At 73.3% G+C, this 12,195-nt stretch carries 13 protein-coding genes; 6 read left to right on the plus strand and 7 right to left on the minus strand.

Going from position 1 to position 12,195, the window contains the following annotated elements:
* The 3 genes from TR49_RS16395 to TR49_RS16405 all read right to left on the minus strand — a co-directional run.
* Window positions 1–461: ArsR/SmtB family transcription factor (locus TR49_RS16395; protein ID WP_152627313.1), on the minus strand; the 461-nt coding region annotated here is incomplete at its 3' end.
* 134 nt (window positions 462–595) lie between these two features.
* Entirely contained in the window at window positions 596–1,504 is a 909-nt protein-coding gene (locus TR49_RS46725; protein ID WP_369405316.1) for a DUF998 domain-containing protein, read from the minus strand.
* Between the two features lie 120 nt (window positions 1,505–1,624).
* A complete protein-coding gene (locus tag TR49_RS16405; RefSeq protein WP_042382425.1) occupies window positions 1,625–2,218 on the minus strand; it encodes a hypothetical protein in 594 nt (197 codons plus the stop codon).
* 96 nt (window positions 2,219–2,314) lie between these two features.
* Here TR49_RS16405 and TR49_RS45015 point away from each other — a divergent pair, with 96 nt between their 5' ends.
* A complete protein-coding gene (locus TR49_RS45015) occupies window positions 2,315–3,283 on the plus strand; it encodes an ArsR/SmtB family transcription factor (protein WP_042382610.1) in 969 nt (322 codons plus the stop codon).
* A gap of 13 nt (window positions 3,284–3,296) precedes the next feature.
* Here TR49_RS45015 and TR49_RS16415 read toward each other — a convergent pair whose 3' ends face one another.
* From TR49_RS16415 to TR49_RS16430, 4 genes are all read right to left on the minus strand, one after another.
* Complete coding sequence (locus tag TR49_RS16415) at window positions 3,297–3,737, minus strand: hypothetical protein (protein ID WP_042382428.1); 441 nt, start codon at window positions 3,735–3,737, stop codon at window positions 3,297–3,299.
* A 103-nt stretch (window positions 3,738–3,840) separates the two neighbouring features.
* Window positions 3,841–4,530: a TVP38/TMEM64 family protein gene (locus TR49_RS16420; RefSeq protein WP_063770105.1), complete on the minus strand. Its 690-nt coding sequence runs from the start codon at window positions 4,528–4,530 to the stop codon at window positions 3,841–3,843.
* A complete protein-coding gene (gene tenA, locus TR49_RS16425) occupies window positions 4,503–5,180 on the minus strand; it encodes a thiaminase II (RefSeq protein ID WP_042382429.1) in 678 nt (225 codons plus the stop codon). The genes TR49_RS16420 and tenA overlap by 28 nt, the downstream gene beginning before the upstream one ends.
* A gap of 43 nt (window positions 5,181–5,223) precedes the next feature.
* Window positions 5,224–6,033, minus strand: a complete 810-nt coding sequence (locus tag TR49_RS16430) for a DUF4389 domain-containing protein (RefSeq protein WP_042382430.1) — start codon at window positions 6,031–6,033, stop codon at window positions 5,224–5,226.
* Window positions 6,034–6,512: 479 nt separating this feature from the next.
* Here TR49_RS16430 and TR49_RS16435 point away from each other — a divergent pair, with 479 nt between their 5' ends.
* From TR49_RS16435 to TR49_RS16455, 5 genes are all read left to right on the plus strand, one after another.
* Window positions 6,513–7,865 (plus strand): NsdA family TPR-like regulatory protein, encoded by a 1,353-nt coding sequence (locus tag TR49_RS16435; protein ID WP_042382432.1) that lies wholly within the window; start codon window positions 6,513–6,515, stop codon window positions 7,863–7,865.
* Between the two features lie 130 nt (window positions 7,866–7,995).
* Window positions 7,996–9,420 carry a family 2B encapsulin nanocompartment shell protein gene (locus TR49_RS16440; protein WP_042382613.1) on the plus strand — a complete coding sequence of 475 codons (1,425 nt, stop codon included), beginning with the start codon at window positions 7,996–7,998 and terminating at the stop codon, window positions 9,418–9,420.
* Window positions 9,421–9,438: 18 nt separating this feature from the next.
* A complete protein-coding gene (locus TR49_RS16445) occupies window positions 9,439–10,608 on the plus strand; it encodes a family 2 encapsulin nanocompartment cargo protein terpene cyclase (RefSeq protein ID WP_236653396.1) in 1,170 nt (389 codons plus the stop codon).
* A gap of 212 nt (window positions 10,609–10,820) precedes the next feature.
* Complete coding sequence (locus TR49_RS16450) at window positions 10,821–11,651, plus strand: geranyl diphosphate 2-C-methyltransferase (protein WP_042382617.1); 831 nt, start codon at window positions 10,821–10,823, stop codon at window positions 11,649–11,651.
* A 143-nt stretch (window positions 11,652–11,794) separates the two neighbouring features.
* Window positions 11,795–12,195 (plus strand): PAS domain-containing protein (locus TR49_RS16455; protein ID WP_042382434.1); only part of this gene is annotated, 401 nt, incomplete at its 3' end.

Consider the following 12,195-nt stretch of genomic DNA (forward strand, 5'->3'; position numbering starts at 1 on the left):
GGGGGTTGCCCCCAGCGGGAGCCCGGCCGCCAGTCCGAGACGTTGGCGTGGCCCCAGAAGCGGGCGGTCAGGTCCGCGGAGGTGAGGGCCTCCCAGACCTGCTCCGCGTCGGCGCGGATGTAGGTGACGTAGACGTAGGTGGGGACGCTCATGGCGCGCTCCTCTGCCAGTTGCTTGACGGCGCTGATCGCCTGCAGGCGGGGACGGTCGAACTCCGAGATCCACCGCTGCTCGATCTCGTGGATCGGAGCGGGATTGAGGTAGTGGAGCCGCTCCCGGCCGCGGCGGACCACGGCGACGAGGTTCGCCTGGACGAGCAGGTCGAGGTGCTGGGTCGCGGACTGTCGCGTCATCGCCAGCCGCTCGCACAGTTCCCGCAGGGTCTGGCCGTTCTGCTCGCGCAGGCGGTCCAGCAACAGGCGCCGTGTCGGGTCGGCGAGTGCCCTGAAGACCGCGTCCAGACCGGGGGCGGCCTCGTATCCGGGCTCGAGCTGGTGCCCGGGCTCGTGGCGGTCGGGGTTCGGAGGCAGGCTCACCCTCCGATTATGCAGGCATCTGCCTGCATAATGTCAACGCCCCCGGTCGCCCGCCGCGCTCAGGACCAGGTGCGCGCGTCACCACCGACCCAGGTCACCTGCGCCGGATCGTCCAGGTTCACGTCGTGGTGCCCGCGGTCGCGGCACAGGCGCAGCACGTCCTCGGGACGGAAGGCCGGGCCTGCGTCGTAGCCCTGGATCTCGACGCGACGGAAAGGGCGTGGGCCGGGCACCACCGCGTGCACGGTGACCAGTGTCTTCGCGCTCATGCCTCCAGCCTGCACCCGGCCGCTGCGCCAGGCATCCCGGATCGAGGCGGGCTCCCCGGGCTCGAACCCCAGCGGTTCCGCCCGCTCCGCGGCCAGCTCGGGGGCCGGACGACGGACCACGACCGGCATCAGGCAGGAGCCCACGACGATCAGCGGCCACAGTGCCTGCGCGGAGGTAAGCACCCGTTCCACCAGCCCCGCGTCCCCGTGGCCCCACTCCTCGTCCGCGAACCAGAGCGCCCCGATCAGGAACAGCACGGTCACGCACACGGCGAGCGCCGGTCGCAGCGCCCACGCCTGCCGGTCGCGGCGGCGGTAGGCCGCGAGTGCGGGCCAGACGGCGAGGAGGGCGTAGCCGACCACGACGGAGCTGCTGTGCCGCATCGAACCACCACTCATGGGCACGGGGGAGAAGGCGACCAGGACCGCCGCCGCTCCCCCGAGGGCCAGGGCGATCCGCCCGAGGATGCCGGCCGCGCGCAGGCCCAACGCGGTCACCAGATGGCACACGCCGAGCGTGCCGATGGCCCCGGCCATCACCCAGGGGTCGACGGCCCCGTCACCGGCCAGCTCGCTGATGGTGTCGGTCAGCGGGTCGTAGCCGGGCCCCTGCAGGGCGGCCGACACGAGCCAGCCGCTGACCAGCACCACCGGCGCGAACACCGACGACAGCACCGCCCACCATGCAACACCTCGCATCAACCCACGGTAAGCACGGCACGGCCCGCTCTCGGGAGTCCCACGCGGGAAATTTGTCCGTTTTGGACCACTCGGGCGGGCCCGGCTCCGGCCGCTCCGGACCCGCCTGCAGGCGCGCCGTCAGCCCAGCTCGGCGCAGAGATCCTCCGTCGTCCCGTCGTGGGAGGCGACGTACGGGTGGTGCGCGGCGTCGATCTGCAGGGTGATCCGGCCGGTCAGGATCCAGTAGCCGGGCGGGGAGTACGGGTTGCCCGGGTGGATGCCCATGCCCAGGTGACCGGAGATCACCCAGGTCTGGCTGCCGTCGGGGTGGTAGGACATCCACCCCGTGCCGGTCAGGTTCTCGTCCGCCGACCTGCCGTTGGACTCGTTGGTGTAGCGGACCACCAGCTGACCCGTGATCTCCTGCTCCGTGGGCGCGCCGGACGCGTCCACGGCCAGGGTGCGGATCTTCTCGCGGTCCGCGACGGGGACACCGGTCAGGGGGAAGGCGCAGGCCGTGCCCGCGGGGTCCGTGACCGTGCCGCTGTGGTACGGCTGCCAGGGGCCCGGCCGGTCGGCCAAGGCCGAGGCCGAGGCGGAGGTCGCCGGAAGGGCGAGGCCGAGGGCGAGCCCTCCGGTGAGCAGAGCGCCGACCGCGCGGCGCGATCTGTTGGCCGGACGACTGCTCGGGCGGCCGTCGGCCCGGTGTTGTGCGCGCTGGGACTTGGTCATGCACCGAGCCTGCGCGCAGCGCGTGCAGCACGCGATCCTTTCGACCACGCCCGAATCGTGCGAGGCTGAAGTTCAGAGCCTGCCAAGGGGGTGGCGATGCTGCGGCTCCGCTTCACGCCGGACGACCTCCTCCGGGTGCGCTTCGCCCCGGCGCCCTCGCCTTTGCTGGAGGGCATGTTGGCGCTGACCCTGGTGAGGGCCGGAGGCCCCGATCCGGCCCTGCTCCGGTGGCGGCGCCGGATCGACGTCGACCTCCCCTCCCCGGTGCGCGGCCTGCTCGAACTGCTGCGGCCCGACGACGGTCTCGGGCCGCTCTTCCTCGACCCGCCGATCGCCGACGCCGACGACGCGCTGGCGCACGTCCTGACGACGCCGCGGGCGGAGGCCGCCGAGGAACTGCGGTTCGTCTGGCGGGAGATCGGCCGCATGCCCCCGCGCGCCTCGGCGCTCGCGGCCGGAGAGGCGCGTGCCTGGCGGGAGTTGGGCGTGTCGCTGGACACGCTCGTGCGCCGGGTGCTGCCTCCGTGGTGGCCCCGCATCCAGGCGGGCTTCGCCGCCGACGTCGCCTGGCGGGGCCAGGTGCTCATCACCCAGGGCCTCCAGGCGATGCTCGCGGGCCTGGTGCCGGGCGCCGACTGGGACAGCGGCGCGGTGCTCCGGCTGCCCCGCGCCGGGGACGCGGTCGAGCTGAGCCTGACCGGACGGGGCCTGACCCTGGCGCCGTCCCTGCTCTGGCGGGGCACCCCGCTGCGCGCCCCGCACCCGGACGGCTCGCTGCTGCTGGTCTACCCCGCGCTGACGCCGCTCCCCCTGATCCCAGCGCCGGAGGCGGGCGGCACTCCGCTCGCCGCGCTGCTCGGCCCGACCCGCGCCCAGGTCCTGCAACTGCTGGCCCGCCCGCAGACCACCGGCGGCCTCGCCCGCCATCTCGGCATCAGCGCCGCCACCGCCTCCGACCACGCCAAGACCCTGCGCGCGGCCGGCCTGGTGGCCACGGCCCGCGACGGCAGGTACGCCCGCCACACCTGCACCACCCTCGGCGCCCGCCTCCTCGCCGGAAGCTGACGCGGCGACAGGCCTACGAGCGGACCGGCTCCCGTCCGACCGGCGCCCCCGGACGCGACGTACGCGCGAACGCGCCGTGCAGGGGCACGGCGGTGGCGAGGACGAAGATCCCGAAGACCGTGATGGCCGAGAGGCCGTAGGGGCGCGCGTAAGCGGCCGGGTGGCGCAGCAGGTCGTCCCAGCAGACCCACCAGTTGGCCGTGACGTCGCCCAGCATCACCACCGCGCCCAGCCAGGCCGCCGACGTGGTGCGGCGCAACGCCAGCACCACCACCAGCGGGTCGAGCAACAGCAGGAGCTGGAACCAGAGCTGGACGACGACCGGCTCTCCCCGGTACGCGTGCAGGCCGCCTTGGAGCAGGTACCAGGCGTGCACGACCGTGCCCTCGGCGAAGCCGATCGCCCAGATCCAGCGCGTCCACGCGCCCTTGACGGACGCTCCCGGCTCACGCATGTCGTCGCGCCCTCACCCGCCGCGGACATGATCCACGGACCCCATCATGCCGGTCGGCGCCCGCCCGTGGACGGCCGGGGTCGATCGCCACTGCTCCGGCGGCCTACTGCGGCAGCGGTCTGCGGCGGAGGCGGGGTGCGAGGGTGACGGCGGTCAGCAGGACGAGGGCCGCGAGGGACGCCCAGGTGCCCGTCGGGCTCGGCGTGGAGGCCGTCGCGCCCGCGAGGACCAGTGCGGCCGTGCCGGGGACGACGCCCAGCGCGGTCGCCGCCGCGAACGGCGCGAGGCGGGTTCCGCCCACGGCGCAGCCGTAGTTGATCCCGGCGAAGGGCAGCACCGGCAGGAGGCGCAGGGCCAGCACGGAACGGAAGCCGTGGTCGCGCAGCTCCCGGTCCAGGGCGGACCAGCCGCGCCGCTCCAGGAAGTCGAACCGCCGCCCGCGCAGGGCCGCGCGGCCGAGCGCGAAGGACGCCGTCGCGCCGAGGGTCGTCGCGGCGACCGCGAGCGGCAGGCCCTCGGCCAGCCCGAACCACGCGCCGGCGGCGAGGTTCAGCACCGGCTTGGGCACGAGCACGACCGTCGCGGCGGCGTAGAGCAGGACGAACACCGCGCCGGCGAGGACGGGCGGGAGGCCCGCCAGCGGGTCGGATCCGGCGAGCAGGTGAGCGGCGAAGCGCTGCGCGCCCGCGACGCCGGTGACCGCCACCGCCGCGGCGGCCGCCGCCGCAAGGACGAGCAGCGCGACGCGTCGCCTTCCGGTCGGGGTCAGACGGGCCAACGCTCGCCCTGCCACGCGGCGTCCCAGAACATCCACTCGTAGCGGGTGGAGGTCACGAACCGCTCCCGCATCCGGTCCCGTTCGGGCGCGGAGACCTCGGCTCCCAGCGCGTCCGTCAGCTCCAGCACGCGTCGCACGACGGACTGGAAGGCCTCGTCGCCGTAGGCGGCGATCCAGCGGGCGTACAGCGGGTCCGGGGAGGACTTCGCGAGCAGGTGCTCACCGACGCGGGCGTAGATCCAGTAGCAGGGCAGCACCGCGCCGACGGCCTCGGCGTAGCTGCCGCCGTACGCGGCGGCGAGCAGGTGGCTGGTGTAGGCGCGGGTGGTCGGCAGCACGAGCTCCTGGGGGTACCCCCGGCCGGAGGCCGGGGGAGGTTCGTCCCCGAGCTCCGCGCCGAAGCCGGCGAGCATCTCCTGTTCGGCGGCCAGGGCGCCGACCGCGTCCTCGACGAAGGCCCGCAGCGCGGACGACTGCGGGGCGCGCGCCCCGCACAGCGCGAGGGCGCGGGCGTAGTCGCGCAGGTAGAGCGAGTCCTGTTCGACGAAGTGCCGGAACGCCGTGCGCGGCAGGGTGCCGTCGGTGAGCCCGCGCACGAACGGGTGCTGCAGGATCTCGGCGTAGATCGACTCGATGTCCGACCACAGGTCGTCGGTGAGGCTCATGCCGCAGACCCTGCCATATCGGGCCGGGCGGAGCCGCCCCGGGTCAGCGGCTGGGACCGGACCCGGTCGTGGCGGCGTTCGTGGTCGTGGTCGTGGTCGCCATGGTGCCGTTGTCCCGCGAGGAGACCGTGGAGCTCCAGCCGACGTTGACCAGTCCGAGCACCAGGAACACGACGACCAGCACCTTGGCCCCGCCCGACAGCAGCAGCGGTCGACTCGCCGAGCGGCGCTCCACCAGGGCGAGCGACTCGTCGCCGAAGAGCCGCTTGGGGTAGGCGGCGGTCAGCATCGACGCGTACGCGCTGAAGCGCATCGCGAAGCGCGCGGTCGCGGCCGTCGCCCCGAAGACCGGCTCCGGCAGGCGGCCCAGGACCAGGGCGATCAGCCAGAAGAAGAAGCAGAGCACGGACCAGCCGGAGGTGACCAGGCTCTGCAGGATCGCCGCCGGGATCATCAGGATCAGACGGAACAGCACCGCGAGCCGGTTCAGCTCGGCCGGGCGGACGTCGACCTGTACGGGGTAGTCGGGAGCCTCGAACGCGAACGGCGGATAGCGGTCGACCAGCAGCATGCTGTAGGCGTAGACGCGCGTCCGGTAGGCCAGCAGTCCGACCAGGTAGTGGGCGATCGGGCCCGGCAGCCGGCCCAGCACGAGGGCGGCGAACCAGCCGATGACGACCGCGAAGAATCCGATGATCTCGAGCACGAACAGCACGACGTAGTGCGGGATCGCGAGCAGCCAGCGCAGCAGGACGGTCCAGCGGCGCTGTGCGCCCGGCGCGGGCAGGTCGAGCTCCGGGACCACCTCGGTGTTCGACATCGGGGGCGGGGGCGCCCACACCTGCTGTGCCATCCCCGGTTCCTCTCTGACCTCTGGTCTGACCTGCGGTCGGGTGACGAGCCGTCGGATCGTCAGCATCGCCCGAGCGGGGGCGGCGCGCTCGCCGGGTGATCCGGATGGTGGAGGGACGGGGGCGCGCGCCAATTCAGTGCGCGCTCGAACATGCGCTGACGCACTCCCCTCGTGCGCCGGGCTCTCCGCCCGGAACCCGACGCGCCGATCAGCCGCATTTGATCGATCTCGACCGCCGGAGAAAGTGCGTGTCCGACCCATGGCCGGGCATGCGACGCGTACACGTCGAACAGGATCGAGTCAGTGATCGCACACGACTTGTCATGCCCCGGGTACGGCACGGGAGCGCGCCCGGTCACGCTCCTGTGCGCTGCGCCGGTCGTGCGTCGGGCGGGACCACGCGGTTCATGAATCCGAGGAGGGCCCGCGACCGACGCCGGCACCGTCCGCACCCACCAGGACCGGAGGTCCGCACGACCATGGCGCCACGGCACCCCAACGCACGCCTGCGTGCGCTCGCCCAGGAGGCCGGCTGGAGCGGGGCCGCGCTGGCCCGTTCCGTCAACCGGGCGGGTGCAGAGATCGGCCTGACGCTGCGCTACGACCGCACCTCCGTCGCCCACTGGATGGCGGGCACGCGCCCGCCGGCGGCCGTCGCCTCGGTCGTCGCCGAGGCGCTGGCCCGGCGGCTCGGACGCCCGCTCCGCCTCGCGGACGTGGGCTTGGCCGCCGACCTGCCTCCCGGCGGCGCCGCGACGGGCGGCGTCGTCCGCGAAAACGTTCCGCCGGCCCGGTCGGCCCTGCTGGACCTCACCGAGCTCGACGCCGCGCAGCCGCGCAGCCGCCCCTACCGGCTGGGCGCCCCGGCGCCCTTCTGCTTAGCCGCTCCGAGTGGCACCGGGGCTCCGCGCGCCGCTGGGGCAGGCCGGTCCGCCGGGGGGTCCGGCGCGGCGGCAGCCGACCGCGTCACCGTCGCGCACGTCCGGGCGGCCCAGGACATGCTGCGCACCTTCACCACGGTCGACTCCGCCTTCGGTGGCGGCCACTCGCGCGCCGCGCTCACCGGCTTCCTGCGCAGCAGCGTCGCCGCGTGGCTCGCGGCGCCTGCCGCGCCCAAGGCCCGGCGCGAGCTGCTGCTCGTCTCCTCTGCGCTCGCCTGCCTGGCCGGCTCCATGTGCTTCGACGAGCAGCGGCACGGCGTCGCCCAGGCCTACTACCAGGCCGCCACCCTGCTCGCCGCCGAGGCCGACGACGCCCCCGGGCAGGCCGCCGCGCTGAGTGCGCTGAGCGTCCAGGCCCAGGAGCTCGGCCACCGCGAGCACGCCCTGGGCCTCGCCGAGGCCGCGTCCGCGCAGCGGTCGCGCCTGCCGACCTGGTTGGCGGCCGCGGTGACGGGCCAACTCGCCGTCGCCGCGGCCGCACGGGGCGAACGGCGCCGCGCACTGACGGTGCTGCAGCGGTCGGCCGAGCTGCTCGGCCGGTCCGAGGGCGGGGAGTACCACCGGGCGGCGCACGAGCACCACGAGTCGGAGGTGCTCAGCGCACTGGGCGACCGCGCGGGAGCCGTCGCCGCGCTGCGGCGCTCCCTGCAGCTGCGTCCGCCGGAGGAGCGCCGGGCGCGCGCGGTGGGCGCCGCGCGCCTGGGCGAACTCCTCCTGGACGGCGGCTCCCTGGACCAGGCCTGCACGGCCTGGCACACCTTCCTCGACGACTACCCCCTGCTGCGCAGCGCCCGCGCCGACCGCGCCGTCCGCACCCTGCGCAGCCGCCTGCGCCCGTTCCGCGCCACGCCGTCCGGCCGCGGCGTCCTCGCCCGCCTGCAGACCCCCTGAAACACCTCACGGCGCCGCCTTCAACGTCGCGCAACTTTCAACACCCCCACCCCCCGCGCCACCCCCATGCCCAACTCCCATCCCGCTTACTGGAACCACGGCATTGACCAAGGAGGTCGCACTCATGTCCATGGAGGCCACGGAGAGCCCCGCGGGGTCCGCAGGGGTCGACGGCACTCCCGATCAGCAGAGCCTCAGTACGCGCGCCGCGCGGAACCTCGCGACGACGACGAAGTCCACACCACAGATGCAGGGCATCAGCTCGCGCTGGCTGCTGAAGAACCTGCCGTGGGTCAACGTCGCCGGCGGCACCTATCGGGTCAACCGGCGGTTGACGCTCGCGGTGGGGCGCGGACGCGTGGGGTTCGTGCAGGGCGGGGCCGACGACGTGCGGATCGTGCCCGAGACGCTGCGGGAGATCCCTGCGCTGCGGGACTTCGACGACGAGGCCGTACTGGCGGAGCTCGCCTCCCGCTTCCAGGTGCGGGAGTTCCACGCCGGCGAGGTGATCGTCGAGGAGGGCTCGCCCATCGAGGAGGTGTTCATCGTCGCCCACGGCCGGATCAACCGGCTGAGCACTGGCAAGTACGGCGACACCACCGTCCTCGGCGTGGTGACCGACGGCGACCATCTCGGCGACGAGGCCGTGCTGACCAGCGATCCGCTGTGGCTGGCCACCGCCCAGGCCTCGACGTCCGGCACCATCATGGTGCTGCCCTGGACCGGCGTGCTGGACCTGTTCGACCGCGCGCCCCAACTGCGGGCCCACATCGAACAGTTCGTCGCAGACTCGCAGCGCGCCACGAACAGCAAGGGCGAGGCGCCGATCGACCTCAGCGCGGGCCACGAGGGCGAACCGGTCATCCCGAACACCTTCGTCGACTACGAACTCGCCCCGCGCGAGTACGACCTGAGCCTGACTCAGACGGTGCTGCGGATCCACTCCCGGGTCGCGGACCTCTACAACCAGCCGATGAACCAGACCGAGCAGCAACTCAAGCTCACCGTGGAGGCGATCCGCGAGCGTCAGGAGTGGGAGCTGGTCAACAACCGGGAGTTCGGCCTGCTCCACAACACCGCCTACGACCAGCGGATCAGCACCTGGTCCGGGCCGCCGACCCCGGACGACATGGACGAGCTGCTCAGCATGCGGCGCAGCACCACGCTGTTCCTGGCCCATCCCAAGGCGATCGCCGCGTTCTTCCGCGAGTGCAACAAGCGCGGCCTGTACCCGGACACCATCGACCGCAACGGCCACCGGATCCCGGCCTGGCGCGGGGTGCCGATCTTCCCGTGCGGCAAGCTGCCGATCGAGGACGGCCACACCACCTCGATCATGGCCATGCGCATGGGCGAGGACAACCAGGGCGTCGTCGGCCTGCACCAGCTGGGCCTGCCGGACGAGGTCGAGCCGAGCCTCAACGTGCGGTTCATGGGGATCGACGAGAAGGCGATCATCTCCTACCTGGTCACCGCCTACTACTCGGCGGCGATCCTGGTGCCGGACGCGATCGGCATTCTCGAGAACGTCGACATCGCGGCCCCGCACGCGTAGGCGAGAACAGGAGCCACGATGCTGCACATCGACGAGGGCCTGCTGGGGCGCATCCTCTCCGGCCCGGCCGGCCCCGGCACGACGGCCGTCCGGCTGTTCCGCGAGACCCCGCCCGAGGCGGGCGAGCTCCCGCCGGTCGGCGCTCCCGGCGGCGGGCCCGTCGTCGCGCACGATCCGGCCACGGCAGCCGATCCGGTCGCGGCGACCGGGGTCCGGGGGTCCGGCGGGAGCGTGACCGTGCCGCCGCTGTACTGCCCGGAGGCGGTCCGGGACGATCCGGCCCTGGGCCGCGTCGTCAACGACCGGCTGGTGGCGTGGGCCGCGGAGATGGGCCTCTTCCAGGGCCGGTTGGAGCGGCTGCGCTCGCACGACTTCGGCCGGCTGTTCATGCTCGCCCACCCGGACACCGACGACGCGGACCGGCTGCTCGCCGCCGCCCGCTGCGGGCTCGCCGAGTGGGCGGTCGACGACCACTGGGTCGACGAAGGCGACGACACCAGGCCGGAGTTGATCGGCCCGCGGGTCGCGCTGGCCCACGCGGTGGTCGACCCGGTGCGCCTGCCGCCGCGCTACTACGGGCAGTTCGAGCAGGTCGTGGCCGAGGAGCCGGTGCTCAAGGCGTTCCGCTCCGCGCTGACACTCCTGGGCACGATCGCCAACCCGACTCAGGTCGCCCGGCTGCGGCACGAGTTGGCGGTCATGTTCGTCGGCTACGGCCAGGAGGCGGAGTGGCGGATGTCCGGCCGCAGGCCGGCCGTCTGGGAGTACCTGCTGCACCGGTACGAGAACGCCTTCTTCCCGTGCATGGTCCTGGTCGACCCGGTCGGCGGATACGAGCTGCCCGCGCACGAGTTCGCCGACCACCGGGTGCGTCGCACCTACCTGTACGCCGGGGTCGCCAACGTCCTCCTCAACGACCTGTACTCGATGGCCAAGGAGGATCCGACCGACACCAACCTGCCCAACCTGATCGCCGCCGAGGAGGGCTGCACCCTCCAGGAGGCGGTCGACCAGGCCGCCGTCATCCACGACGAGTTGATGCACACCATCGAGGCCGAGTCCGCCGCGCTCGCCGCGGTCGGCTCGCCCGAGCTGAAGCGGTTCCTCACCGGCGTCTGGGCCTGGATGGGCGGCAGCCACACCTGGCACCGCACCAGCGCCCGGTACCACGGCGGCGACACCGCCTGAGCACCACCGGGCCCCGGTGGTCCCGCGGGCCCCGCCGGACCACCGGTCGGACCGCAGGAAACGCATGACCAGCACGATCCGCAGGACCCGCACGATCCGCACCGAGTCACGATCACCGAGAACCGGAGATTGAAGCTGTGATCCTCAGCGAGAAGAGCGCTGCCCTCCCGTCCCAGACCACCGGCCTCTCCCCCGAGACCGGCGCCGGCGCCGTGCGCACCAGCCCCTACCAGGACTCCGTCGCCGCGTACTGGAACGCCGAGCGCAACCCCGTCAACCTGCGCCTGGGCGAGGTCGACGGCTTCTACCACCACCACTACGGCATCGGTGAGCCCGACTGGTCGGTCCTCGAAGGCCCCGAGGACACCCGCGAGGAGCGGACCGTCCGCGAACTGCACCGGTTGGAGAGCCTGCAGGCGCAGCTGCTGGCCGACCACCTCGGCCCGATCCCGTCCCACGGGCGACTGTTGGACGCCGGCTGCGGCCGCGGCGGCGGCAGCCTGGTCGCCAACCAGCGCTTCGGCTGCCGCGTCGACGGGATCTCGATCTCCAGCCACCAGGTGGAGTTCGCGGGCCGCCAGGCCGAGGAGCACGGCGTGGCCGACCGGGTCCGCTTCCACCTGCGCAACATGCTCGACACCGGCTTCGAGACGGCCGCGTTCGACGGCATCTGGAACAACGAGAGCACGATGTACGTCGAGCTCTCGCTCCTGTTCGCCGAGCACGCACGGCAGTTGAAGCGCGGCGGCCGCTACGTCACCATCACCGGCTGCTACAACGACACCTACGGCCTGCCCTCGCGCGCCGTCAGCGAGATCAACGCCCACTACATCTGCGACATCCACCCCCGCAGCACCTACTTCAAGGAGATGGCCGCCAACCGCCTCGTCCCGGTGAACGTCATCGACCTGACCGCCGCGACCATCCCCTACTGGGAGCTGCGCGCCAAGTCCCACCTCACCACCGGCATCGAGCAGGCGTTCCTCGACGCCTACAAGGACGGCAGCTTCCAGTACCTCCTGATCGCCGCCGACCGCGTCTGACGGCGCGCCGATAGCCGGGGCCGGGGCCAAGTCGCCATAATCGGATGATCCGAGGTGGTCAACCGATCACCGTTCAGCGACGACGCCCCGGCCCTCGGGGTCGCGCGGCAGCCGGGGGGCGGAAGTTGGTGGAGCGGGGACGAGTGGAGCCGTCGCTGCCGGAGTCCGTCCGGGCCGCGCGGGCGGGCGCGTTCCACTGGGACCTGGCCACCGGCGCCATGCACTGGGACGACGCCGTCTGCGACCTGGTCGGGGTCGCCCCCGGGGACTTCGGCGGCCGCGCCGAGGCCTTCTTCGCCGCCCTGCACGCCTCCGACGCGGCACGGCTCGCGGCCGCCACCGCCGAGGTGCTGGAGCGCGGCGGCCGGTACCGCAACCGCTACCGCATCGTGCGCCGCGAGGGCGGGGTCAGACGGATCGAGGAGCGCGGCGAGGTCGTGCTCGGCCCCGACGGGCGACCCGCCCGCATCGTCGGCCTGATCATCGACCACACCGACGACGGCCCGGATCCTGGCTATCCCGCCCACCCCACGGCGTCCCTCGA

Origin of the sequence: Streptacidiphilus melanogenes (genome assembly GCF_000787835.1) — a bacterium.
In the GTDB taxonomy this organism is placed as follows: domain Bacteria; phylum Actinomycetota; class Actinomycetes; order Streptomycetales; family Streptomycetaceae; genus Streptacidiphilus; species Streptacidiphilus melanogenes.

Excerpts from the sequence above, each read along its gene's own strand:
- TR49_RS16435 (WP_042382432.1), top strand. The coding sequence starts at position 6,513 with ATGGCGCCACGGCACCCCAACGCACGCCTGCGTGCGCTCGCCCAGGAG.
- TR49_RS16445 (WP_236653396.1), top strand. The coding sequence starts at position 9,439 with ATGCTGCACATCGACGAGGGCCTGCTGGGGCGCATCCTCTCCGGCCCG.
- TR49_RS16405 (WP_042382425.1), bottom strand. The coding sequence starts at position 2,218 with ATGACCAAGTCCCAGCGCGCACAACACCGGGCCGACGGCCGCCCGAGC.
- TR49_RS16430 (WP_042382430.1), bottom strand. The coding sequence starts at position 6,033 with ATGGCACAGCAGGTGTGGGCGCCCCCGCCCCCGATGTCGAACACCGAG.
- TR49_RS46725 (WP_369405316.1), bottom strand. The coding sequence starts at position 1,504 with ATGCGAGGTGTTGCATGGTGGGCGGTGCTGTCGTCGGTGTTCGCGCCG.
- tenA (WP_042382429.1), bottom strand. The coding sequence starts at position 5,180 with ATGAGCCTCACCGACGACCTGTGGTCGGACATCGAGTCGATCTACGCC.
- TR49_RS16440 (WP_042382613.1), top strand. The coding sequence starts at position 7,996 with ATGGAGGCCACGGAGAGCCCCGCGGGGTCCGCAGGGGTCGACGGCACT.
- TR49_RS16415 (WP_042382428.1), bottom strand. The coding sequence starts at position 3,737 with ATGCGTGAGCCGGGAGCGTCCGTCAAGGGCGCGTGGACGCGCTGGATC.
- TR49_RS45015 (WP_042382610.1), top strand. The coding sequence starts at position 2,315 with ATGCTGCGGCTCCGCTTCACGCCGGACGACCTCCTCCGGGTGCGCTTC.